The organism is Paenarthrobacter sp. NCHU4564 (genome assembly GCF_052156435.1).
Taxonomy (GTDB): Bacteria; Actinomycetota; Actinomycetes; order Actinomycetales; family Micrococcaceae; genus Arthrobacter.
This window is the reverse complement of sequence record NZ_JBQLIS010000004.1, coordinates 1-20,957: the sequence shown is the minus strand read 5'-3', so window position 1 is coordinate 20,957 and position 20,957 is coordinate 1. Positions and strand designations below refer to the sequence as shown.

The 20,957-nt window shown below is 66.1% G+C and carries 23 protein-coding genes; 10 read left to right on the top strand and 13 right to left on the bottom strand.

What is annotated here, in order from left to right; translation table 11 throughout:
• Positions 1 to 1,383 carry an MFS transporter gene (locus ACSVIE_RS05570; RefSeq protein WP_442423259.1) on the bottom strand — a complete coding sequence of 461 codons (1,383 nt, stop codon included), beginning with the start codon at positions 1,381 to 1,383 and terminating at the stop codon, positions 1 to 3.
• A gap of 143 nt (positions 1,384 to 1,526) precedes the next feature.
• Between ACSVIE_RS05570 and ACSVIE_RS05565 the strand changes: the two genes are divergently transcribed.
• The 3 genes from ACSVIE_RS05565 to ACSVIE_RS05555 are packed head-to-tail and all read left to right on the top strand — an operon-like array spanning position 1,527 to position 6,061.
• Positions 1,527 to 2,438, top strand: a complete 912-nt coding sequence (locus tag ACSVIE_RS05565) for a LysR family transcriptional regulator (protein ID WP_442423258.1) — start codon at positions 1,527 to 1,529, stop codon at positions 2,436 to 2,438.
• Between the two features lie 33 nt (positions 2,439 to 2,471).
• Positions 2,472 to 4,298: an ABC transporter transmembrane domain-containing protein gene (locus ACSVIE_RS05560; RefSeq protein WP_442423257.1), complete on the top strand. Its 1,827-nt coding sequence runs from the start codon at positions 2,472 to 2,474 to the stop codon at positions 4,296 to 4,298.
• Positions 4,295 to 6,061 (top strand): ABC transporter ATP-binding protein, encoded by a 1,767-nt coding sequence (locus tag ACSVIE_RS05555; RefSeq protein ID WP_442423256.1) that lies wholly within the window; start codon positions 4,295 to 4,297, stop codon positions 6,059 to 6,061. The genes ACSVIE_RS05560 and ACSVIE_RS05555 overlap by 4 nt, the downstream gene beginning before the upstream one ends.
• 13 nt (positions 6,062 to 6,074) lie before the next feature.
• Here the strand turns inward: ACSVIE_RS05555 and ACSVIE_RS05550 are convergent, their stop codons facing one another.
• Positions 6,075 to 7,004, bottom strand: a complete 930-nt coding sequence (locus ACSVIE_RS05550) for a spermidine synthase (RefSeq protein ID WP_442423255.1) — start codon at positions 7,002 to 7,004, stop codon at positions 6,075 to 6,077.
• Between the two features lie 95 nt (positions 7,005 to 7,099).
• On the opposite strand from ACSVIE_RS05550, the gene ACSVIE_RS05545 reads away from it, so the two are divergent.
• Positions 7,100 to 7,261 (top strand): hypothetical protein, encoded by a 162-nt coding sequence (locus ACSVIE_RS05545; RefSeq protein WP_442423254.1) that lies wholly within the window; start codon positions 7,100 to 7,102, stop codon positions 7,259 to 7,261.
• 25 nt (positions 7,262 to 7,286) lie between these two features.
• On the opposite strand, the gene ACSVIE_RS05540 is transcribed toward ACSVIE_RS05545, so the two are convergent.
• Genes ACSVIE_RS05540 through ACSVIE_RS05530 form a run of 3 tightly spaced genes read right to left on the bottom strand, consistent with a single transcriptional unit; the run spans position 7,287 to position 8,835 of the window.
• Complete coding sequence (locus tag ACSVIE_RS05540; protein ID WP_442423253.1) at positions 7,287 to 7,790, bottom strand: GNAT family N-acetyltransferase; 504 nt, start codon at positions 7,788 to 7,790, stop codon at positions 7,287 to 7,289.
• Positions 7,790 to 8,461 (bottom strand): O-methyltransferase, encoded by a 672-nt coding sequence (locus tag ACSVIE_RS05535; protein WP_442423252.1) that lies wholly within the window; start codon positions 8,459 to 8,461, stop codon positions 7,790 to 7,792. Before ACSVIE_RS05535 ends, ACSVIE_RS05540 begins: the two co-directional genes overlap by 1 nt.
• Positions 8,462 to 8,502: 41 nt before the next feature.
• Entirely contained in the window at positions 8,503 to 8,835 is a 333-nt protein-coding gene (locus ACSVIE_RS05530; protein ID WP_426005531.1) for a thiamine-binding protein, read from the bottom strand.
• Positions 8,836 to 8,927: 92 nt separating this feature from the next.
• Here ACSVIE_RS05530 and ACSVIE_RS05525 point away from each other — a divergent pair, with 92 nt between their 5' ends.
• A complete protein-coding gene (locus tag ACSVIE_RS05525; RefSeq protein WP_426005530.1) occupies positions 8,928 to 9,557 on the top strand; it encodes a TetR/AcrR family transcriptional regulator in 630 nt (209 codons plus the stop codon).
• 3 nt (positions 9,558 to 9,560) lie between these two features.
• Here the strand turns inward: ACSVIE_RS05525 and ACSVIE_RS05520 are convergent, their stop codons facing one another.
• The 4 genes from ACSVIE_RS05520 to ACSVIE_RS05505 all read right to left on the bottom strand — a co-directional run bounded on the left by ACSVIE_RS05520 (position 9,561) and on the right by ACSVIE_RS05505 (position 12,063).
• Entirely contained in the window at positions 9,561 to 9,872 is a 312-nt protein-coding gene (locus ACSVIE_RS05520) for an AzlD domain-containing protein (protein WP_426005529.1), read from the bottom strand.
• Complete coding sequence (locus ACSVIE_RS05515) at positions 9,869 to 10,606, bottom strand: AzlC family ABC transporter permease (protein WP_442423407.1); 738 nt, start codon at positions 10,604 to 10,606, stop codon at positions 9,869 to 9,871. Before ACSVIE_RS05515 ends, ACSVIE_RS05520 begins: the two co-directional genes overlap by 4 nt.
• Positions 10,607 to 10,632: 26 nt before the next feature.
• Positions 10,633 to 11,016 (bottom strand): DoxX family protein, encoded by a 384-nt coding sequence (locus tag ACSVIE_RS05510; protein WP_442423251.1) that lies wholly within the window; start codon positions 11,014 to 11,016, stop codon positions 10,633 to 10,635.
• A gap of 156 nt (positions 11,017 to 11,172) precedes the next feature.
• Complete coding sequence (locus ACSVIE_RS05505; RefSeq protein ID WP_426005526.1) at positions 11,173 to 12,063, bottom strand: glycerophosphodiester phosphodiesterase family protein; 891 nt, start codon at positions 12,061 to 12,063, stop codon at positions 11,173 to 11,175.
• Between the two features lie 49 nt (positions 12,064 to 12,112).
• Between ACSVIE_RS05505 and ACSVIE_RS05500 the strand changes: the two genes are divergently transcribed.
• Positions 12,113 to 13,468 (top strand): DUF445 domain-containing protein, encoded by a 1,356-nt coding sequence (locus ACSVIE_RS05500; RefSeq protein ID WP_426005524.1) that lies wholly within the window; start codon positions 12,113 to 12,115, stop codon positions 13,466 to 13,468.
• A gap of 3 nt (positions 13,469 to 13,471) precedes the next feature.
• Here ACSVIE_RS05500 and ACSVIE_RS05495 read toward each other — a convergent pair whose 3' ends face one another.
• From ACSVIE_RS05495 to ACSVIE_RS05485, 3 genes are read right to left on the bottom strand one after another with little or no spacing between them, the layout of a single operon-like run.
• Entirely contained in the window at positions 13,472 to 14,275 is an 804-nt protein-coding gene (locus ACSVIE_RS05495) for a biotin-dependent carboxyltransferase family protein (RefSeq protein ID WP_426005523.1), read from the bottom strand.
• 30 nt (positions 14,276 to 14,305) lie between these two features.
• A complete protein-coding gene (locus ACSVIE_RS05490) occupies positions 14,306 to 15,055 on the bottom strand; it encodes a LamB/YcsF family protein (protein WP_442423250.1) in 750 nt (249 codons plus the stop codon).
• Positions 15,039 to 15,848: a hypothetical protein gene (locus ACSVIE_RS05485; protein ID WP_426005520.1), complete on the bottom strand. Its 810-nt coding sequence runs from the start codon at positions 15,846 to 15,848 to the stop codon at positions 15,039 to 15,041. Before ACSVIE_RS05485 ends, ACSVIE_RS05490 begins: the two co-directional genes overlap by 17 nt.
• Positions 15,849 to 15,978: 130 nt before the next feature.
• On the opposite strand from ACSVIE_RS05485, the gene ACSVIE_RS05480 reads away from it, so the two are divergent.
• Complete coding sequence (locus tag ACSVIE_RS05480) at positions 15,979 to 16,143, top strand: hypothetical protein (RefSeq protein ID WP_426005518.1); 165 nt, start codon at positions 15,979 to 15,981, stop codon at positions 16,141 to 16,143.
• 42 nt (positions 16,144 to 16,185) lie between these two features.
• Positions 16,186 to 17,508, top strand: coding sequence for an MFS transporter (locus tag ACSVIE_RS05475; protein ID WP_442423249.1), 1,323 nt, complete (start codon positions 16,186 to 16,188; stop codon positions 17,506 to 17,508).
• Between the two features lie 4 nt (positions 17,509 to 17,512).
• Here the strand turns inward: ACSVIE_RS05475 and ACSVIE_RS05470 are convergent, their stop codons facing one another.
• The gene (locus ACSVIE_RS05470; RefSeq protein ID WP_442423248.1) at positions 17,513 to 18,502 is read right to left on the bottom strand and encodes a LacI family DNA-binding transcriptional regulator; all 990 of its coding nucleotides are present in this window, start codon (positions 18,500 to 18,502) and stop codon (positions 17,513 to 17,515) included.
• 440 nt (positions 18,503 to 18,942) lie between these two features.
• Between ACSVIE_RS05470 and ACSVIE_RS05465 the strand changes: the two genes are divergently transcribed.
• Both ACSVIE_RS05465 and ACSVIE_RS05460 read left to right on the top strand, forming a co-directional pair.
• Positions 18,943 to 20,076 (top strand): Gfo/Idh/MocA family oxidoreductase, encoded by a 1,134-nt coding sequence (locus tag ACSVIE_RS05465; protein WP_442423247.1) that lies wholly within the window; start codon positions 18,943 to 18,945, stop codon positions 20,074 to 20,076.
• A complete protein-coding gene (locus tag ACSVIE_RS05460) occupies positions 20,073 to 20,861 on the top strand; it encodes a TIM barrel protein (protein ID WP_442423246.1) in 789 nt (262 codons plus the stop codon). Before ACSVIE_RS05465 ends, ACSVIE_RS05460 begins: the two co-directional genes overlap by 4 nt.
• Positions 20,862 to 20,957 lie beyond the last annotated feature (96 nt).

Here is a 20,957-nt window from a genome sequence, read left to right as displayed (position 1 = left end):
TCAGCCCTTCGGGGTAGCGGTTGCCAGTCCGTGCCGTTCGGCGTCGGCCTCGTCGATGTATTCCAAGGCGATGCCCTTGGTTTCGCGCAAGGACAGCACTGCCACGGCGGTCACGGCGCAGGCGACCACGAGGTAGATGGCCGTGGGCACCCAGGAGCCTGTGTCCTTGAGCCACTGCGTGGCCAGGAGCGGAGCCAGGGAGCCTGCGAAGATGGACGTCACCTGGGAGCCGAGGGAAACGCCCGAGTAGCGCATCCGGGTGGGGAAGAGTTCGGACATGATGGCCGGTTGGCCGGCGTACATGAACGCGTGCAGGCAGAGGCCGATCGTCACGGCGAGCACGATGATCACGGCGTTCTGCGTGTCAAACATGGGGAAGGCGAAGAACGGCCAGACCGCACCGCTGATGGCCCCCACCAGGTAGACCGGCTTGCGTCCCCAGGAATCCACCAGGCGGCCCACCTGCGGGATGACCACGAAGTGGATGGCGTGCGCGATCAGGAGGGCGAGCAGCAGGGACGACGTGTCGTACTTGTGCACGCTCTTGAGGTAGACAATCGCGAAGCTGACCACGAGGTAGTACATGATGTTCTCAGCGAACCGGAGGCCCATGGCCTGCAGGATGCCCTTGGGGTATTTGCGGATCACCTCACCCACGCCGTAGCTGATGGCCTTGGATTCCTCCACCTGCGCCTTGGCTTCCAGGAAGATGGGCGCCTCGGTGACGTGGGTGCGGATGTAGTAGCCCACGAACACGATCACGGCGGAGAGCCAGAATGCCACGCGCCAGCCCCAGCCGAGGAAGGCCTCGCTGCTGAGGACGCTGGACATGACGAACAGGACCAGCGTGGCCAGGAGGTTGCCGACCGGCACCGCGGCCTGCGGCCAGGAGGACCAGAATCCGCGGGACTTGTTGGGGCTGTGCTCTGCGACGAGGAGGACGGCACCGCCCCATTCACCGCCGAGCGCGAAGCCCTGGATGAAGCGCAGGGCCACCAGCATGGCCGGAGCCCAATATCCGATCTCGACGAAGCCGGGGAGGCAGCCCATGAGGAACGTGGAAACACCCACAATCACGATCGTCAGCTGCAGCGTGGGCTTCCGGCCGAGCTTGTCGCCAATCTGTCCGAAGACGATTCCACCCAGCGGCCGGGCTACGAAGCCCACGGCGTAGGTGATGAATGCCTGGATGATTCCGTCGAGCTCGTTGCCGGTGCTCGGGAAGAAGTATTTGCCGAAAACCAGTGTGGCGGCGGTGGCGTAGAGGAAGAACTCGTACCACTCCACTACGGTGCCCACCATGGAGGCGGCGACGATCTTCTTCAGGCCGGATCCCTTGCCGGTGTTCCCGGCGGCGGGTGTGGAGCGTTGCTCTACGCTCATGTCCATCTCCTCAGTGTCTTCTTTGACAGTGCCCTTTTGATGCGCGTTGTGATCCACAACACGAATTGCTTCACTGAGTATTGCTGCAGATTCCTCGCGCCTCAATGACCAAAGAGGCACCACATATGTGCAGAATTGCAGATATGAATCCGAACCCGGACGACCTCCTCATCCTTCTCACCGTCTCACGGTCAGGTAAATTCACGACGGCGGCACAGGCCTTGGGCCTGAACCACACCACCGTTTCGCGCAGGATCGCGGCGCTGGAGAAGGCGCTGGGCGGCCGGGTCCTCGCGCGTGCAGCGGGCGGCTGGGAGGTGACAGATTTGGGCGCGGAAGCCGTGCTGGTCGCCGAACGGATCGAAGCTGCAGTGGGCACGCTGGGACCGAGCGATCGCGCACCCGACCCCATCACCGGCGTCGTACGCATGACCGCTACTGATGGTTTCAGCGCCTACATCGCGGCACCCGCAGCAGCCCGCCTGCGGAAGGAGCATCCCGGCCTCAGCCTGGAGATCGTGACGGTGACCCGCCGGGCCCTCCAGCAGCGCTCGGGGCTGGACATCGAAGTCGTGGTGGGCACCCCTCAGGTCCACCGGGCCGAAGCCATCAAGCTGGGCGAATACCGGCTGGGGATGTATGCATCAAAGCAGTACCTGAAGGACCACGGCACCCCTGCCAACGCGGCGGAGATGACCCGGCACCAGCTCGTGTATTTCGTCGACTCCATGCTTCAGGTGGATGACCTCGACGCCCCGCGCAGACTGGTCCCTACGATGCGCGACGGACTGACGTCAACCAACGTGTTCGTCCATGTGGAAGCCACCCGCGCCGGCGCCGGTGTGGGATTCCTGCCGTGCTTCATGGCGGACCGGCACCCGGACCTCGTCAGGCTCCTCCCCGGGGACTTTGCCGAACTTCTCCCCTACTGGCTGGTCCTCCGCCCCGACTCCATGCGCCGCCCTGCAGTGGCCGCCGTCGTGCAGGCTTTGCGGGAGGAAACTGAGAACCGGCGCGGGGAACTGCTGGGAAGCGGTCAGCCCCGCAGCTTTTAACGTCTAAGTTAGGTTAGCCTTACTATGGGAAGCATGCCTTCCCGTACCGCTACGTCGCCCTGCCCTCCCGGGCAAGCCAAGCACAAGCCATGGAAGGCATCCCGGCTCTTCCGGTACTCGATGTTCGGAAACCGTCGATGGAAGTACGTCGTGGTGGGCTGCGCAGGCCTCGTGCTGCACCAGGTCAGCGAGGCCTTGGTGCCGGCCACGATCGGCGCCGCGGTGGACAAAGCGATTTCACCGCACGACGGCGGCGCCCTCCTTTGGTGGCTCGGGGCACTGGCCGTTGTCTTCATCGTGCTGGCTCTTTCCTGGCGGATCGGCACCCTCGCCACCATGCGCACCTACTCCTACGGCGCGCATGACCTCCGGCAACTCGTGGTGGAACGCGTGCTCCATCCACGCGGCATGGCAGCCCGGCGCGCACCGGGAGAAATCGTGGCCATCGCATCCTCGGACACGGACCGTGTTGCGGGCCTGGCCTGGCTGGTGGGCAGCGGACTCGCGTCGGCCGCCGGCGTGGCGACCTCCGCCGTGACACTGCTCCTGGTGTCCGTGCCGCTGGGGTTGGCCGTGCTGCTGGCGACTCCCGTGATGCTGCTGATCATGCACCGGCTGACCAAACCCCTGGAAGACCGCAGCGACGCGGAACAGTCCACCGCGGCCCGCGCAGGTGCCTCGGCAACCGACTTCATCACCGGGTCCCGGCCACTCAAAGGACTGGGGGCCGAGGACGCCGCCGTGGCACGGTACCGCACTGCCAGCCAGGGATCGCTGGTTTCGGCGTTGAAGGCCGTTCGCGCGAAGGCCGCCTTCACCGGGGCGAGCACTGCCATGTCCGCGGCTTTCCTGGCCGGGATCGCCTTCTTTGCGGCGTGGTTTGCCGTGCAGGGCCTCATTACCGTCGGTCAGCTGGTGACCGTGGTGGGAGTGGCACAGTTCGTCCAGGGGCCCATGGCATCGCTGGGTTTCCTGAGTGTGGAGCTGGCGCAGAAACGTGCGTCCGCGGCCCGGATCGCCGCCTTTCTTGGCGAAACGGAAGCCGTCCCGGCCCGGTCCGGCACTACGGCCGCGCCTCCGGCCGGAGCGTCGCCGGCTGCGCCTCCGGCCGGAGCGCCTCCGGCCGGAGCGTCGCCGGCTGCGCCTGGCGGGGATGCCGATGCCGCGAAACCTGCCACGCCTGCTCCGCTGCTTGAGCTCTGCCCGCCACCTGGCGGGGATTTTCCGCCGTTTGCTGCTTCTCCAGGGGAGATCGTGGGCGTCGTCCTGCCTGACGGGACGCGTGCCCGGCAACTGGTGGACACCTTGGGCTTCCGGATACCCGCGGCTCCGGGCGTCGTGAAGATTGGCGGCCTCGATGCAGCACACCTGGATCCCTCGCACGCCCGGTCCACAGTGTTTGCCGACAGCCACGAGGGCGTGCTTTTCCGCGGCACCGTGCGGGAGAACGTGTCAGCAGCCGACGCCCAACTGGACGAGCGCGCGGCCTCGGCTGCCGCCGTCGTCGATTTTGTCGCGCAGTTCCCGGAAGGTACCGAAACGGTGCTGACCGGGCATGGGCAGAACCTCTCTGGCGGGCAGCGGCAGCGGCTTGTCCTGGGTCGCGCCCTCCACCAACCCCAACCGGTGCTGGTCCTCCACGACCCGACCACGGCGGTGGACACTGCCACCGAAGCCGTCATCGCGGAGGGGCTGGCAGGATTCCCGGACAAGGCGCTGGTGCTGGTCACCACGAGCCCCACGCTGCTGGCTGCCTGCCACCGGGTGGTGCTGGACACGGCAGGTGGTCCCCCCGAAACCGGGACCCACCGTGAACTGCTGGCGGCCTCGGCAACCTACCGTGAAGTGGTGCACTCATGAACCACGGAATCCTTCCCATCGCCACGCCACGGGAAACCCGGAGGGCCATGTGGCGGCTGCTGGCCGCAAAGCCCTGGCGCCTGGCCCTGACCGTCGTGACCTTGCTGGCGGCCTCGTGCTGCGGGCTGGCAGGACCGGCGATTCTGGGCATCATGGTCAACATCGCAGCCACCGGCGGCGAGGTTCCTGACTTGCTCTGGCTTGCCCTTGGGCTGCTGGCGGCGGGCGGAGCCGGCGCCCTGCTGGGTGTTGCGGGCCAGAACATGCTGGCCCGGATCTGCGAGGAAGCACTGGCGGACCTCCGCGAAGAAGTGTTCGCCGCGGCTGTCCGGAAGCCACTCGCGGAGCTGGAAAAAGCGGGCATCGGCGACGTCGTTGCGCGCGTGTCCGGGGACGTCGAGGCTGTCAGCGAGGCCATCTCCGGAGTCCTTCCCGCCTTCACGGGCGCGGCGTTCACCATAGCGGTGACCCTGCTGGGCCTCGGCGTGATCGACTGGCGTTTTGCCGTAGCCGTGCTGGTCGCAGCGCCCCTCCAGGTGTTCACCCTGCGCTGGTTCCTGAAGCGGACCGCACCCATTTACCGGACCGTCCGGATCACGGAAGCAGACCGGACCGAACAGATCATTGAGACTGTCCACGGCACGCCGTCAGTCCTGGCCCTGGGCCTGCAGGACCGGCATTCGGACCTGGTGGCGGCGGCTTCACGGGAGACGATCGGTCACTCCCTGCGGGGCGTCAACTACCTCACCCGCTTCTACAACCGGCTGAACCTGGCTGAGCTGATCGGCCTTTCGGCGGTGCTGGCCATGGGCTTCCTCCTGCACGCCGAGGGTGCGGTCACGATCGGTGCCGCCACGGCCGCGGCACTCTACTTCTACCGGCTGTTCGATCCGATCGGGACGGTCCTGGGCCAGTTCGACGAGCTCCAGAAGGCCGCTGCCGGGCTGGGCCGCATGGTCGGGCTGACACAGGACAGGGCCGCGGAGCACGGTGCCGCGTTGGCGGGCCGGCCGCCGTCGGGACCTGCCGCCGGAATCGTCCTGGACAGCGTGACGTTCGCCTATCCCGGGCAGCGGCCGGCGCTGAAGTCAGTGTCCCTGCAGGTGGAACCCGGTGAGAGCGTGGCGATCGTGGGCACCTCCGGCGCGGGCAAGACCACGCTCGCCAAAGTCATCATGGGTTTGGAGAAGATCCAGGACGGATGCGTGCTTGTGGGAGGCATTGACGCCACCACGGCACCGGCGCACGAGCTGCGGGAGCGCATCGCCATGGTCAGCCAGGAAGTCCATGTCTTCTCCGGAACCCTCGCCGAGGACCTGCGGCTCGCCAAACCGAACGCCACGGCAGGGGAACTGCTGCAAGCGCTTCGAGCGGTCGGCGCCGCTTGGGTTGAAGCGCTCGACGACGGACTGGAGACGTCCGTGGGTGCAGGCGGCCACCAGCCCACACCGGAACAGGCTCAGCAACTGGCCCTCGCCCGGCTCATGCTCAAGGATCCCCCCATCGCCGTGTTGGACGAGGCAACGGCAGAAGCGGGCACCGGCACAGCCACCATGCTTGACCGGGCGGCAGAGGCAGCCCTGGCCGGGAGGACATCGGTGGTCATAGCTCATCGGTTGTCGCAGGCCGCGTCCGCCGACACCGTGGTGGTCATGGACCAGGGACGGATTGTGGAGTCGGGCTCGCACGCCGAGCTGCTGGCCGGCGGGGGCAGATACGCCCGGCTGTGGGATGCCTGGAACAGCTCCCTCAGCCGCCCCTAGGCGGCCGGCGGCCCTAAGCAGCCGGCGGCACGGGCGCCGGCTGAGGCGCGTCGTGCCGGACCGGCGTTCCGGCCGCAAAGGCGCGGACCTGCGCGTCGTTCCAGATGTGCGCCGGGACGGCCCCGCCCAGGAGCCGCCGGGCCAGCGTCGGGTCGTCGCCGAAGGGCACATGGCTTCCGGCCATGATCATGTTGCCGTAACGGCGTCCTTTGAGCATGGGTGGGTCCGCGATGATCATGGTGTGCTCGAACGTGTCCGCGATGGTGGCGGCGTCCGCCCTTGCATTCTTCAGGTCCGGAGCGTCGCCTGAGTTCACAACATAAAGGCCGTCCGGAGCCAACACGGCGTCGGCATGGGCATTGAACTCGCGGGTGGTGAGGGCCCGTGGCGTGTACGCCCCGGCAAAGACGTCACGGATGATGAGGTCGCGGGTGTCCGGCGTCAGGGTTTCCGTCACCTCCCGGGCCTCGCCCACCCGGATCCGGAGCAGCGGCGCCTTGGGGAGGTCGAACCAGTTGCGGACATACCCGGCAAGCTTTCCATCCAGTTCTACCACCACTTGCCGCGCGTCGGGGTAGGCGGCGTGGAAATACCGTGCCATGGAGCACGCGCCGCCACCCAGGTGAAGCGCGCGCAGCTTTGGCTTGGCCTCCCTGGGCCAGCGGGACTCCACCAGGGCAGCGATCCACCGCATGTATTCGAAGTCCAGGAACAGTGGGTCGGCCAGGTCAATGTGCGAGCTCAGCACGCCGTTGATTTTCAGGAGCCACCCGTTGGTGTTGTCGGGATCGTGGAGGAGTTCGCAGTCTCCGGTGTCGATGTAGTAGATGCCCTCCACGGGACCGTCCGGACGGGTGCCGGCAGGCACCTCGATGACTCCCGCCGTCGACCTTTTACCCCTGGCAGACTTGGCTGCCTTACCGGATTTCGCCACTATGCCCATCCACCGTACGTCATGCCTCCACCCTAGTGCGCCCCCGAGGCCACTGTTACTAAGGATACTTACCATTAACGGGTCCGGGGCCATACACTCTCATCATGGATGCTGCAGGAACGCTGTGGATGGTGGTGTTGTCGGTCGCCGTCGCCTGGCTGACGGTCGTCGGCCTCATCCTGGCGCGGGTGCCGAAGCTGCCCAGTATCCTGGGCGACCCGGACGAGGTCGGCGACCCGTTCCAGGAACGTCCGGACAACGGATAGCGCGGCGGTAGCCCTGGCCCCGAAATCAACGCCCGACGGCGGCACGCACCATGCGGTGCTCCGGCAGTGAGTGCCACGAAGGATCGCACAGTTGGCGCTTCCCGTCCGGGACGAAACCGTTGCGGCGATAGAACGCCTGGGCCCGGGGGTTGTCGTCCAGGACCCAGAGGTAGGCCGGACCCGTGCCGATCAACGCATCCACCAGTGCCTGCCCAACGCCTTGCCCGTGGACCCGCTTCAGCGTATACAGCATGAACAGTTCCAGCCCGCACGGACTGTCTTCGTCCCTGCCCGGCCCGGCCGCCGCGATGCCCACCAATCCACCCTTCGGGTCGTGGGCAACCAGGCGCTGGTGGCCGGCGGCGATGTACTCCCGGTACCGTTCGATCCTGGCGCCCAAGCCGGCTTCCTGCCGTACGAAGAACTCCTCCGGAAGAAGATGTCCGTAGCTCTCCCGCCACGACTGGAGGTGCATGAGCGCCATGTCCTCTGCGTCGTGGACCCGGGCCGGCCGGATGGTGAAATCCATCAGCGCACCCTTGCCAGCGCGAAGCCGTCCCAGCCCTTGCTGCCCACGGTCTGGATCGCGGTGGAATCGAGCCGGGGATCCTGGCCCAGCATGTCCAGGGCCCGGATGATGCCGGGGGCATTAACCTCGTCCCGTTCCGGCTCAAGGATCGCACCGTCCCAGATGACGTTGTCCATCACGATCACCGTCCCCGGGTGGCCCAGTCGGATGGCCCAGTCCAAGTAATTGGCATCGTTCTCCTTGTCCGCGTCGATGAAAACGAAGTCGAAGGATTCCTCCGCGGCCAGCGTCGGCAGGGTGTCCAAGGCAGCGCCCACCCTGATCTCCACCTTGTGGCCAACACCCGCCGCGTCCACGTTGGCCCGCGCCACGTCCGCGTGCTTCCGGAGGTATTCGCACGTGACGAGGCGGCCGTCGTCGGGAAGTCCCTGCGCCATCCAGATGCTGCTGAAACCGGCCAAGGTTCCGATTTCCAGGATTCGGCGGGCACCGCTCAGCTGCACCAACAGCTTGAGCAACTTCCCGGCGGTGGGAGCCACCTCAATGGGCGGCATTCCCGCTTGGACGGCAGATTCCAAGGCGCGCTGGTGCGCAGGATCCGGACCTACGACGACGTCAGTCAGGTATTGCTCCACCTCAACCCATGCGGGTTCGGCTGCGTGTTCAACCATGGGCCCCAGTCTGGCACCTGTGGCGCCTCCGGGGGAAGGAACTACTCCTGGTTGCCGAGGGCCCTCTCCAGCCGCTCGACCTTTCCGGTCAACTCGCCGGTGTAGCCGGGGCGGATGTCGGCCTTGATGACCAGGCTGACCCGGCTGCCGTAGCGGCCCACCGCCTCGGTGGCACGCTTGACGACGTCGAAAACCTCATCCCATTCACCCTCAATGGTGGTGAACATCGAATCGGTACTGTTCGGCAGGCCGGACTCACGGACAATCCTGACGGCGGCCGCTACGGCATCGTGGACCGACGCGTCCGCTGAGGGTCCGCCTTCGGAGGCGGAAGCAGGCTGGCCGGAAGGAGCAACTGAAAATGCAAGCAACATGAAAACCAGTGTTTCATGTACCGGTATGTCATATAACGGCCTACTCCCGCGTAACCACGGCGCCCACGCGCTCCGTTGCTAGTCTGGCAAGCATGGAACAGCCCTCCCAACGCAAGCCCCTCCGGGCGGACGCTGCACGCAATGTGGACAAGATCATCACCGCCGCCCGGCAGTGCTTCCGCGAACACGGCCCGGACGTTCCCTTGCAGACCATCGCCTCCACCGCAGGAGTGGGCCCCGCAACCTTGTTCCGCAACTTTGCCGACAAGGAGCAATTGGTTTTGGCGGCGTTGTCCCGCCAGCTCCGCCAGCACGTGGATCCCGTGGCCGAGGCGGCACTCGACGGTATGGACGCGGCGGAGGGCCTGATCAACGTGATCGACGCCGTGGTCCACGTGGCCAGCGAGGACGCCAACCTGCTCAACGCGGTGGCCGGGCGCCGCGGCCTGCTCATGGGCATCACCGGTGGACTTATCGGCTCCATGGCCACTTTGCTGGAGCGCGGACAGGGCCAGGGGTCCTTGCGCAAAGACATCACCATCGAGGACATGGTCCGCCTGCTGGCCATGCTCATCGGTGCCGTGGACACCATGGAACCCGGCTCACAGGCATGGAAGCGCCCGGTGGCGCTGATCGAAGATGCCATCCGCACCCAGCGGCCATCGCGGCCGCTGCCCGAACAGTCCGATATCCCCGGCGTCACCTTGTCCGACGTCGTCTAGGTTTCAGCCCCAGCCGAGCAGCCGCAACAGCGCCGCCGCGGCAGCACCGGATATAACCACCACCAGGAACGGCGCCCGCAACCACAGGGCCACCGCGGCCGCCGCCAGTGCGCCGATGCGGGCATCCAGCACCAGCCCCTGGCCCGAGGCCAAGGCATTGACTGCCGTCAGGGAGGCCAGGAGGCCGATGGTCATGGTCCCGGCGATGTGCATGATACGCGGGCTCTTCAGCAGCTTGGCCGGAACGAAGTACCCCACGAGCTTGGTGAGGTAGGCCAGGGCGCAGGCAATCAGGATCCAGAGCCACAGATTCACGAGGATCCCTCCCGCCCATGGCCGTGGCGTCCCGCGTAGGGGTCAATATCCGGTTCCAGTCCTTCGTCCATACGGGCGTGGCTGAACCAGCCGATGACGCCTGCGATCACCGCTGCCACCAGAATTGGCACGCCGGACGGTACGAACGGAACGGCCAGGATGGTCGCCAAGGCACAGGCAGCCGCAATGGCCCACGGTTCGCGGCCCTTGAGCCGCGGCCATAGCAGCGCCAGAAACGCAGCCACCGCAGCGCCGTCCAGTCCCCACTGCTTGGGATCACCCATGGCATCGCCGGCCAGGGCACCCACAGCAGTGAAGATATTCCACAGAATGAATATGCCAATACCGGCCGTCCAGAATCCCCGGCGTTGCTCGCCCGCATCTGTTTGGCCCGATGCCGTTGCCGTGGATTCGTCGATGGTGATGTGCGCGGACGCATACCGGCGCCATCCGCGGGGATGCAGCATGGCATTGATCTGCATACCGTAGATTCCGTTGCGCAGCCCCAGCAGCGCACTGGCCGTCATGGCTGCCACGCCGGAGCCGCCACCGGCAACAACCCCGATGAACGCGAACTGGGATCCTCCGCTGAAGAGCAACAGGCTCAGCACCATGGTCTGCCATACGTCGAATCCGGAAGCAACGGAGAGCGCCCCGAAGGAAACCCCGTACAAGCCGGTAGCGATGCTCAGGGAAAGTGCGATTTTGAAAGCCGGCGAGTCCCGGAGCTTCATGGGTGCCGCTTCCCGGGAGGGGCCGCTCATTTCCGCAGGCTCCATGACCACAGGATCAAAGGGGCCTGGAGGGGCAAGCGCAAGGTGTGGATCCTGCGTTCAGCCGGTGTCCCCTCCGGCCCGTATGCACGACGCAGAGCATCAATATGCCCGGCAAGGAATACTGTAAACATCGCAGTTGTCGCGTCCGCTGCGGCTTTGCGGGTAGCGGGAATCAAAAGGCCGACGCCGAGTGCCGCCTCGATCAGGCCGGAGGACGCCACCCATTCCTCACGGGACATCACGGCCAGGGCACCATTGGCCTTGCTGCCGGGCTCGTCCCGGCGGCAGAGATACTCCGGAACCACGGGGTAGTAGAACTGCGGAGTGCGGAAGTGCTTCATGCCGCTGGCCAGGAGGAGCGCGCTCATTCCTATTACTGAGACGGAATGTAAGACGTGCGATGCTTTGGGCGAACGGTGTAGCGACATGAGACCACTCAATCACAACGGCCGGGAGACCCGCCAAAGTTTCCCCAACCAGGTCGCATTAGTGCGCGTTTTGAGCGCTCAAAACGCGCACAAGTGCTACTTAGTTGGGACGGCGAGCTGGGCCAGGACCTGGGCAGGCTTGTTGGTGGTGATCTCGTGGATGCCCAGCCCCTGGCACAGGGCTACATCCTTGTCTGAATCAACTGTCCAGACACGGAAAATACGGCCGGACTCAAGCCATCGCTGGACGTTCCTGGCATGCTCGCGCACATAATCGATTCCCGGCCCGGCGATCAGTACCTCGCCCGCGTCGAGGACCCGCTCGGCTTCCTGCTGCGTTGCCCTCATGACATTGGCCAGCGCGCCTGCCGTGATCGGGCCGAAGCCCAGGTCTTCCCGGATTTCCTGCGCGGTGAAGTTGTCCACCAACTGGCAGATGTGCTCACCGGGCACAGACGCCAGAAGATGCTGGATGGAATCCGTGTCGAAGCTCATGAACGTGATCCGGATATTGTCCAGCCGTGATTCCTCCGGGCTCCAGCCTTCGCTGCGCAACAGGTCCAGCACCCTGTCCTCCAGTTTGAGCCGGTAGGGGCTTGGATGCTTCAACTCGATGGCCAGCCCGATTTCCCGCCCGGCTCCGCGCAGGATGTCCAGCAGCTCCGGCAGCGTCAGGAACTGGTCGGCCGTCCCGCCGTAAGCGTCCGGGATGCGGGCGCCCTTCCAGGAGGAGAAGTCCAGGGCACGCAGTTCGTCCAGCGTCTTCTCCGCAACCGGCCCGGTCCCCGTTGACGTTCGGTCCAGGGTGGCATCGTGCAGGAGGACCACATGCTGGTCCCTGGTCAGGTGGACATCGCATTCAACACCGTCGGCACCATCGGCAATGGCCTTCAAGTAGGCAGCCCTGGTGTGCTCGGCGAAGGCAGCGCTGGCTCCCCGGTGCGCGTAGACCTTGGGCCGGGCGGGAACGAAGTCGTCACTTGTCATGCAGACACGGTAGCCCACGCTGTTGGACGCTCGGGGCTAGGCTGGATTAATGCAGGTGAACTCTGAACAAATCCCAGCCGAAGACGTCACCAACCATTCCCCAGCCACACCGGCGGCAGGCACCGCACGCACCCGCGGTGGGTCCGCCGTCGTCGGGCCTTCCTCCGGAGACGAGGAGAAGGCTGCGGCGCTGCGCCGTATGAAGCGGCTGGCACTGTCCCTGCTGATTGTCATGGCTGTGGTCTTCATGGTTGCCTTCGCATTCCAAAAGGAATACCCCTGGCTGGAATACGTGCGGGCCGCGGCCGAGGGCGGCATGGTGGGCGCGTTGGCGGACTGGTTCGCCGTCACGGCGCTGTTCAAGTACCCCATGGGCCTCAAGATCCCGCACACGGCCATCATCCCGCGCCGCAAGGACCAGATCGGCGAGTCATTGAGCAACTTCGTGGAGAGCAACTTCCTGTCCCAGGAAGTGGTGCAGGACAAGCTGGCCAGCATCGACATAGCCCGGAAGGCCGGCGCCTGGCTCTCCGGTCCCGGCGGTCCCGAGCGCGTAGCCAAGGAAGGCGGCGCACTGATCCGCGGTGCCTTCACCGTGCTTAATGACGACGACGTCCAGGCCGTGATCGAGGGGATGGTCCGAAAGCACCTGCTCACGCCTCCCTGGGGTCCGCCCGTGGGACGGATGGCGGAACGGATCTTCGCCGACGGCCACCACCACAAGCTTGTGGACCTGCTGGTGGACCGGGCAGCGGACTGGGTGGATGCCAACCACGCCACCGTCAACCGCCTGGTCTCGGACCGCTCGCCGGTGTGGGTGCCAACGTTCGTGGACGGGCTCGTGGGTGACAAGGTGTACGTGGAACTCTTGAAGTTCATCCGTGCCGTGCAGAACGACCAGAACCACCAGGTACGCCAGTCCATCGATGCCTACCTCACCGAACTCGCCCAGGACCTGCAGCACGACCCCGCCATGATCGAACGGGCCGAAGCCATCAAGGCACAGATCCTCGGTGACCCCGAGGTCCGCGAGCTGGCTTCCCGCACCTGGGGTACCGTCAAGAACGCGCTGCTCGCCGCCGTCGACGATCCCGACAGTGAACTGAGCCTGCGCTTCAAGGGCGCCGTCCGCGATTTCGGTACCCGGTTGGTCAACGACCACGAGCTCGCCGGGAAGGTGAACGCGTGGATCGGAGACGCCGCCGGCTATCTGGTGAACACGTACCGCTCAGACATCGCGGGTGTCATCTCCGATACTGTTGCGCGGTGGGACGCGGAGGAAACCTCCCAGAAGATCGAACTCCAGGTGGGCAAGGACCTGCAGTACATCCGCATCAACGGAACTGTGGTCGGAGCCCTGGCCGGGCTGGCCATCTTTTCGGTGGCTCACCTGCTGTTCGGGTGAGGCTCAGCGCAACAGATGCACCATCTGGCCGGGTCTTGCCTGGCCCAGCGCGTCCAGGTCTTCGTCGCGGACCACCGCAATCACGGGCGAGGAACCCGTAGCCGGGTGTCCGGCCAGCGCAATGATGGGAAGGCCCGACGGCGGGAGCAGGACCGAGCCTGTCACCAGCGGTCGGGCCTGGGGTGCTTCGCCCGCCTCGTGGAAGCCCTGGGCAGGTCCGTCGGCCGGGTGCAGGGAACGCCCCACCAGCCGCGCTCCGGCGCGGTCCGACTCAGGCGAGAGCGTCCAGGGTTCCGTGGTCAACCTCAGCCAGGTGGCGGCGTCGTATTTTTCAACGTCCGGGCCGGGCTCCACCCTGGCGACCACGGGTCGTTCACGATCCAGGGCACGGCGGGCGGTCCGGGTCACGGCCGGGAAGGTGTGCCCGTTGGGCGGCCCGAAGGTTAGCGTCCGCCCTGTGGTCAAGGCATCGGACTGCGGTTCCATGCCGCCTTGCACCGCGAGGTAGTAGCGGATGCCGAACAGGGCAGGGCCGAACTCGAGCATGGCACCGGGGGCCACCCGGACCGCCTTGTTCAGGGGCAGCTCTGAGCCGTTGAGCTTGACCATGCCCTCCGCGCCGGAGACAGCCACGGCGGAACCGGTGACAAACCGCAGGCGGAGGCCACCCACCAGGACCTCAAGCCCGGCAGCCTCACCGGCGTTTCCCAGCAGCGCATTCGCCAGGTTCAGGGACGCCCTGTCCAGGGCCTGTTCCGGCGCCACCACCACGGCGGAAGCACCGGGGTCCATCACTATCGCACTCATCAGGCCTCCTTTGGTCTGGCCAAGCCGCGCCTAGGCGAACGCTTCGATCTCCACACCGGCGCGTTCAAGTCCCTGCCGCACGGCCACGGCCATGTCCACAGCGCCCGGGGTGTCACCGTGGATGCACAGGGAATCGGCCCGGACGGACACCACGGAACCGTCAACGGCCACCACTTCGGCCCGCGTCGCCAGCCGTACTGCCTGGGCAACCACTGCCTCCGGGTCGTGCAGTACCGCGCCGTCCTGCGAGCGCGGAACCAGCGTGCCGTCCGGGAGGTAGGCCCGGTCAACGAAGGCTTCCGCGAACACGGGGTGGCCGGACTCTTCGGCCAGCTTCAGCCATGCCGAACCCGGCAATCCGAGCACCGGCAGGCCGGGGTCGTAGGCGTGCACGGCGGCCACCACGGCTTCGGCCTGGTCCGGGTCATGGACAATCCTGTTATAGAGCGCGCCGTGCGGCTTGACGTAGTCCACGGAGGCTCCCACCGCGTGGGCTACCCCATCCAGGGCGCCCAGTTGGTAGAGGACATCCCCGAAAAGTTCATCGAAGCTCATATCCAGTGACCGCCGCCCGAACCCTGCGAGGTCGCGGTACCCCACATGGGCGCCCACCCGGACATCGAGGTCGAAGGCGGCACGGCAGCTGTCCAGCATGGTGAGGGGGTCGCCGGCATGGAAGCCACAGGCCACGTTGGCGCTGCTGACGATCCTGAACATGGAGGCGTCATCGCCCATGGTCCACGAGCCGAAGGACTCGCCCAGGTCAGCGTTCAGATCCACCGGTGCCCCCTTCCAAGGGAAGATCCTGCCTGGCTGCGCCGGGCTGGAGTTCACCGGGTACGGTGTCCGGCAGCGGCCCGAATGCTTCCTTGGCCGTGGCCACCACAGCCCTGCCCATCATGAGGTTGCCGGCGCCGCCAACCACCGCTCCCACCCCGAACGGCAGGGCCCTGCCCAGCAGTGCCGTTCCCTGCCGCTTCACCAGGCTCTTCAGGAAGGCCCTTTGGATGGCGTCGCGGATCACGCCGAACCCGCTGCCCGGTATCTTCTTGGTCAGGGTGCGGCCCCATTCGTTGGTGATGCCTTTCCCGCGGCCCAGCGACTGTCCGCTGAGTGCTCCCAGCAGGGATGTGCCTTCCTCGCCCAGCATGATGGCCATGACCATGGTCCTGGCCCTTTCGGGGTCGGTCAGCCGGATTCCATGCAGTTCGGCCAGCGACGACGCATACAGTGCCGTGGTCTCCAGGAAACCCACGGTGGCCAGCGCGGACAGTCCCAGCGAAGCTGCGGTTCCAATACCAGGTACGACGGCGGTAGCGCCTACCGCTGCTCCCCCGCCTGCCACGGCGGCCAGGTAGTCACGCTCGAGTTTGGCGGCCAGTTGCGCGGGAGTCGCGTGGGGGTGCCGCCGCTGCATCCTCCTGAGGTTCGCCAGGACCAGGGGCCTTTGCACGTCCACGGCCTTGAGCAGGGCGGTGTGCACGCCCGGCTTGGTGTTTCCCTGGGCGTCGAACACGGCGTTGTGTGCTGTCTTTTGGGCGATTTTCACAGCGGGGTTGGGTCGCTTGGGCATCTTCACCTCTCCATGGCAGCTGGCTCGTTTCCGAAGAACTACTGCGTTCAGCCTATGCCACGCCGGCTGCACACCGGGCGTAGACTAGGGTGCATTCACGGAAGCAGTCCCCTGGACAGGAGTATCCGTAATGAACCCAGCCGACAAGAACGAACACGTGATCAGGCACCACACAGATTCCCCGGCCGAGGGCGGGACCGAGGATTGGGTACCGGACGACATCGGCATCCATAGCCAGGATCCCGCAGAGGGACCGGACACGGACGACGACCAGTCGGCGCCGGGAGCTTCCTGACCCGCTCTCGCCTGTGGCCGCTGCCGGGTCTAGGCTGGTGGAATGGCCGCTCTGAGGGCGTTGCGCCCTTTTGCACACCGTGAATTCCGGGTGCTCATCGCCGCGCTTTCGGTCTCCATTTTCGGCTCGGGTATGTGGGCCGTGGCCATGGTGTACGAGGTCATCCACCTCGGCGGCGGTCCCTTGGAGTTGTCCTTTGTGGCAACCGCGGCCGGCGTGGGCCTGGTGGCGTTCGTCCTGGTCGGCGGCATCGCAGCGGACCGCATGCGCCAGCGTCTCCTCATCATTGCGGTGGAGGGTGTCAACCTGGCAGTGATCGCCACGGTCTCCCTGCTGGCACTGCTCAACCTCCTGCAGTTGTGGCACCTGGCGGTCGGGGCCTTCGTGCTGGGAGTGGGACAGGCATTTTTCTTCCCCGCGTACTCCGCCATGCTCCCCCGCATCCTGCCGCCCGAGGACCTGCTGGCCGCCAACGGCATGGAGGGCACGGTCCGCCCCATCCTCCAACAGGCAGCAGGCCCGGCGCTTGCGGGCATTGTGGTGGCGTCCCTGTCCCCTGCGTTCGCGGTGACAGGAGTCGCCGTTTGCCACCTGGTGGCCTTCGGCATCCTGAATTTCCTGAGCCGGCAGGACCTGGACATCCGCGGGCCCACCGCAGACCTGGCCGGAGCGGAAGTCCCGGCCCGGACGTCCCTCTTTCACGACCTGCGCGAGGGATTCAGCTACACGATCCGCACTCCCTGGCTGTTGTGGACCCTGCTGTGGGCCTGCCTGTCGGTGCTGTTTCTTATCGGCCCCATCGAGGTCCTGCTGCCCTTTGTGGTTCGGGACCAACTGGGCGGTGACTCGCGGATGTTCGGCTTCCTGCTGGCGATCATGGGCGTGGGCAGCGCCGTGGCGTCCCTGGCTACGGCATCCTTCCGGCTGCCCCGACGCTACCTCACGGTGATGATTGTGACCTGGGGCGTGGGCAGCCTGCCGGTGGCGGCCATCGGGTTCATGGACAGCGTGTGGGTCCTCGCGGCTGCCATGGTGGTCTTCGGAGTCACCGAGGGCGTCGGTGTGGTCATCTGGGGAACGCTCCTGCAGCGGAGGGTGCCACCACATCTGCTGGGCCGCATCTCAAGCCTGGACTTCTTCGTGTCCCTGGCCCTGATGCCGGTGTCCATGGCCCTCGCGGGTCCGCTGGCCGAAGTGGTTCCCATCTGGCTGATCTTCTTCGTGGGCGGGCTGGTATGCCCCATCATGGCCTTCGTTGCCCTGTTTGCGGCACGGATGACGGTGGACGAGATCCAGCACCCGCTGTCCTCGGATTCGCCCGATCCGGCCGGCCGTCCTTCAACTGCAGGTCATTCACCGGCATAGGTTGTTACTGCGCGGGAGCAGGCCCCGTTGTCCGGCGGAGCACCACGTGGGGAGTCCGCACAGCGTGGGTGGGAGTCGCCAAGCCTTCCAGCCTGTCAATGGCCCTGTCCACCGCTGCCCTGGCAAGCAGTGGCGCGTCCTGGCTGACTGAGGTTAGCTGCACGTAGCTGAGGCGCGCGAACTGGCTGTCGTCGTAGCCCATCAGGGAAACGTCTTCCGGCACCCTTAGCCCTGCGGCGCGGAAGCTCTCCCGGATGCCCAAGGCGCAGCGGTCATTGAAGGCCAGGACCGCCGTGGGCAACTCGTCCAGCAGCGCCTGGCCTGCGCGCATGCCGTCCTCTTCCGTGGCCCCGCCCTGGACAACACGCGCCTCCAGGCCCCTGCTTTCCATCTCCTGGACGAAAGCCTCACGGCGCCTGGATCCGGACACGGCAGTTCCGCCGTGGACGTGCACAATCCTGCGGTGCCCTTGCGATACCAGGTGGTCCACTGCCAGCCGGATGCCTTGGAGGTCGTCGCTGCTGACTGAGTCCACGGTAGGGCCAACGTCGTCGCGCAACAGGCTCACTACCGGCAGCCGTGCGGAACAGCGTTCCAGTTCGTCCTGCCCCAGCGCCGGGGAAATCATGATCAGGGCTTCGCAGCCCAAATCCAACAGCGACTCCACGGCCTGCGACTCCGGGCGGTCCCCTGTGACGGCGCTCAGGGCGATGTCGTAGCCACGGTGGGCGGCTCCGGCATACGCTGCCTCCACGATTTCGGCATGGAACGCTTGTGCCGTGGAGAAGGTGACGCCCAGGAGCCTGGTCCGTGAACTGCGGAGCAGCCGCGCCCTGCTGTCCGGGCGGTAGCCGAGGTTTCCGGCGGCCTCCAAAACCCTGGCCCGGGTGGCCTCGGACGCACCCGGGGCGTTGCGCATCACGATCGACACCAGCGCCCGGGAAACTCCGGCTGCCTCTGCCACGTCCATTAACGTGGGGCGTTTTCCTGCCATGGCCCTCCTCCGACTGAGCAAGTCTATAGAACGATCCAGCAGATGACTGGCGCTCGGTTTGCCCGGCGGATGGCCGGACCATGGGGTGACAGGTACCAGACGTGCGGCCGGCCGCGACTCAGACGACCGACCGCACTAGCCCGGTTCCACAGCGACGGCGCCCCGGGTGGGCCCCAGAACCCACCACATCCATCGCTGCTCACTCAGCATTGCCCGTGGATCTGTACCGAAAAGGGCGACGGCACTGCACACCGGGCAATGACTTGGGCACTGGATATGTGCCACCTGACCAAAGATCATGACGGAGGTTTTGAAAGAAGTTTTGCGTTCCGGATCAAGTTCCTTTTGGCACGTGAACTAGAACGATCTAGACACCACGTCCGGCACGTGCCACCATGGACTGACTAGAACGATCTAGACCAGGAGAACCAGGAGTCCACATGACATACCTCCAGCATTCCGCGCCCCAAAGCCGGCCGGTCCGGATTGCCCTGCTTGGCGCCGGCTGGATCGGCAAATTCCACGCCGGTTCCATCGCACGCCGGATTCCGGATGCCCGGCTGGAAGCCATCGCCGACCCCCTCCTTCCCGCCGTCCAGGATCTGGCCACCACGTTCGGGGTCACCAAGATCAGTACCGATGCCGCAGATGTCCTTGCCGATCCCGACGTGGACGCGGTCCTCATCGCCACTCCCCTGCGCTTCCACGCGGAACTGATCCAGGCCGCCGCGAAGGCCGGCAAGGACATCTTCTGCGAAAAGCCCGGCGGACGAACCATCGAGGAACTGGACGCGGCCATCGAGGCGGCGGCGAGTGCCGGCGTCGTCCTTCGCTTTGGTTTCAACCGCCGCTACTCCAGCGACTTCGCGGCCGCACGCAGGCTGATCGAGGACGGCGTTGTGGGCACGCCGCAACTTCTCCGCTCCCTCACCCGCGACCCAGGCACGGAAGCCGGCCTTGGCAATCCTGGACGCATCGCACCGGGCACCATCTTCCTGGAAACCCTGATCCACGACTTCGACACCCTCAACTGGCTCAACCCCGGCGCCGTCCCCGTCAAGGTCCACGCCGTTGCCGATGCCCTGGTGGCACCCGAGGCGAAGGCGGGCGGGTTGCTGGATACCGCCGTCGTGACCGTCACGTACAGTAACGGCGCCATCGCAGTGGCGGAAGCGAATTTCAACGCCCTCTACGGCTACGACGTCCGCGGCGAAGTCTTCGGATCCGCAGGCATGGTCACCGCAGGCACGCCCCAGGCCACCAACGCCACCAGTTACACTGCTGCCGGCATCGCCTCGGACACCACGCGCCTGAACATCCACCTGTTCCACGACGCCTACACCGATGAGCTGGCGCACTTTGCGCACGACGTCGCGGCACGCCGCGGCTTTGAAAGCACGACGACGGCCGCCTCGCCTACCGCCGCTCCCGGCGGGGTCGACGCCCGGAACGCCTTGGCCGTGGCGTTGGCTGCGTTCAAGTCCGCCGAAACCGGGCTGCCGGTAGACGTTTCGGAGATCGCTGAGCTCCGCCCGGCCGAAGATGCCGTGCAGTTGCAGGGAGCCGGAGCATGAGTTTCCGCTTGGCTGTCTGCGCCGAAATGGTCTACGGCGAACTGCCACTGATCGATCGTGTGCGCAGGATCCACGATCAGGGTTTTGAGGTGGAACTCTGGGACACCCGTGGGCGGGACATCTCCGGTTTGGCGGCGACCGGCGCCCGTTTCTCCTCCATGAGCGGCTATTTTGGCGGCAGTGTCATCGACCCCGCCAACGCCCACGAGGTCCTGGCCTCGGCGGAGAAGCTCATTCCTACCGCCTTGGATTTGGGCGTGGAGCGGATGGTGGTGCACCCGGCCGAACTGGGCGAGGGCGGGCGTGCCGTGAGGCCAACGCACCGCTCCACGGGAGAAATGTGGCTGACCGGACTCCGCACGCTGGAGAAGCTCGGAGCTTTGGGCGCGAAGCACGGCATCACGTTCGCGCTCGAAAACCTGAACACCATCCTCGACCACCCCGGCATTCCACTCGCCCGGGCCAAGGACACTCTGGCACTGGTCCAGGCCGTGGATCATCCGAACGTCAAAATGATGCTGGACCTTTATCACGCTCAAATTGGCGAAGGGAACCTGATCGAACTGGTCCGGGCGGCACAGCCGTACACCGGCGAAATCCAGGTGGCCGACGTTCCCGGACGTTTCGAGCCCGGGACTGGGGAGATCAACTACCCGGCCGTAGCCAAGGCACTCCGTAACGCCGGGTACGCCGGGGTGATCGGGATGGAAGCCGGAGCCGTGGGTGGCCAGGGCATCGAGGCAGGCGACACCGCCCTCGCCGCCTTCCGCGCCGCCTTCACCTAACCCCCTCCCTCCCAACTGGGTCGCCATTTTTGGGCGTTTGTTGCGGGCCCAAACCCCCCCAAAACGCCACCGGCGGGGTGGTGGTTTTGGGGTTGA

Excerpts from the sequence above, each read along its gene's own strand:
- ACSVIE_RS05570 (WP_442423259.1), bottom strand. The coding sequence starts at position 1,383 with ATGAGCGTAGAGCAACGCTCCACACCCGCCGCCGGGAACACCGGCAAG.
- ACSVIE_RS05565 (WP_442423258.1), top strand. The coding sequence starts at position 1,527 with ATGAATCCGAACCCGGACGACCTCCTCATCCTTCTCACCGTCTCACGG.
- ACSVIE_RS05560 (WP_442423257.1), top strand. The coding sequence starts at position 2,472 with ATGCCTTCCCGTACCGCTACGTCGCCCTGCCCTCCCGGGCAAGCCAAG.
- ACSVIE_RS05555 (WP_442423256.1), top strand. The coding sequence starts at position 4,295 with ATGAACCACGGAATCCTTCCCATCGCCACGCCACGGGAAACCCGGAGG.
- ACSVIE_RS05550 (WP_442423255.1), bottom strand. The coding sequence starts at position 7,004 with ATGGGCATAGTGGCGAAATCCGGTAAGGCAGCCAAGTCTGCCAGGGGT.
- ACSVIE_RS05545 (WP_442423254.1), top strand. The coding sequence starts at position 7,100 with ATGGATGCTGCAGGAACGCTGTGGATGGTGGTGTTGTCGGTCGCCGTC.
- ACSVIE_RS05540 (WP_442423253.1), bottom strand. The coding sequence starts at position 7,790 with ATGGATTTCACCATCCGGCCGGCCCGGGTCCACGACGCAGAGGACATG.
- ACSVIE_RS05535 (WP_442423252.1), bottom strand. The coding sequence starts at position 8,461 with ATGGTTGAACACGCAGCCGAACCCGCATGGGTTGAGGTGGAGCAATAC.
- ACSVIE_RS05530 (WP_426005531.1), bottom strand. The coding sequence starts at position 8,835 with ATGTTGCTTGCATTTTCAGTTGCTCCTTCCGGCCAGCCTGCTTCCGCC.
- ACSVIE_RS05525 (WP_426005530.1), top strand. The coding sequence starts at position 8,928 with ATGGAACAGCCCTCCCAACGCAAGCCCCTCCGGGCGGACGCTGCACGC.
- ACSVIE_RS05515 (WP_442423407.1), bottom strand. The coding sequence starts at position 10,606 with ATGAAGCTCCGGGACTCGCCGGCTTTCAAAATCGCACTTTCCCTGAGC.
- ACSVIE_RS05510 (WP_442423251.1), bottom strand. The coding sequence starts at position 11,016 with ATGAGCGCGCTCCTCCTGGCCAGCGGCATGAAGCACTTCCGCACTCCG.
- ACSVIE_RS05505 (WP_426005526.1), bottom strand. The coding sequence starts at position 12,063 with ATGACAAGTGACGACTTCGTTCCCGCCCGGCCCAAGGTCTACGCGCAC.
- ACSVIE_RS05500 (WP_426005524.1), top strand. The coding sequence starts at position 12,113 with ATGCAGGTGAACTCTGAACAAATCCCAGCCGAAGACGTCACCAACCAT.
- ACSVIE_RS05495 (WP_426005523.1), bottom strand. The coding sequence starts at position 14,275 with ATGAGTGCGATAGTGATGGACCCCGGTGCTTCCGCCGTGGTGGTGGCG.
- ACSVIE_RS05485 (WP_426005520.1), bottom strand. The coding sequence starts at position 15,848 with ATGCCCAAGCGACCCAACCCCGCTGTGAAAATCGCCCAAAAGACAGCA.
- ACSVIE_RS05480 (WP_426005518.1), top strand. The coding sequence starts at position 15,979 with ATGAACCCAGCCGACAAGAACGAACACGTGATCAGGCACCACACAGAT.
- ACSVIE_RS05475 (WP_442423249.1), top strand. The coding sequence starts at position 16,186 with ATGGCCGCTCTGAGGGCGTTGCGCCCTTTTGCACACCGTGAATTCCGG.
- ACSVIE_RS05470 (WP_442423248.1), bottom strand. The coding sequence starts at position 18,502 with ATGGCAGGAAAACGCCCCACGTTAATGGACGTGGCAGAGGCAGCCGGA.
- ACSVIE_RS05465 (WP_442423247.1), top strand. The coding sequence starts at position 18,943 with ATGACATACCTCCAGCATTCCGCGCCCCAAAGCCGGCCGGTCCGGATT.
- ACSVIE_RS05460 (WP_442423246.1), top strand. The coding sequence starts at position 20,073 with ATGAGTTTCCGCTTGGCTGTCTGCGCCGAAATGGTCTACGGCGAACTG.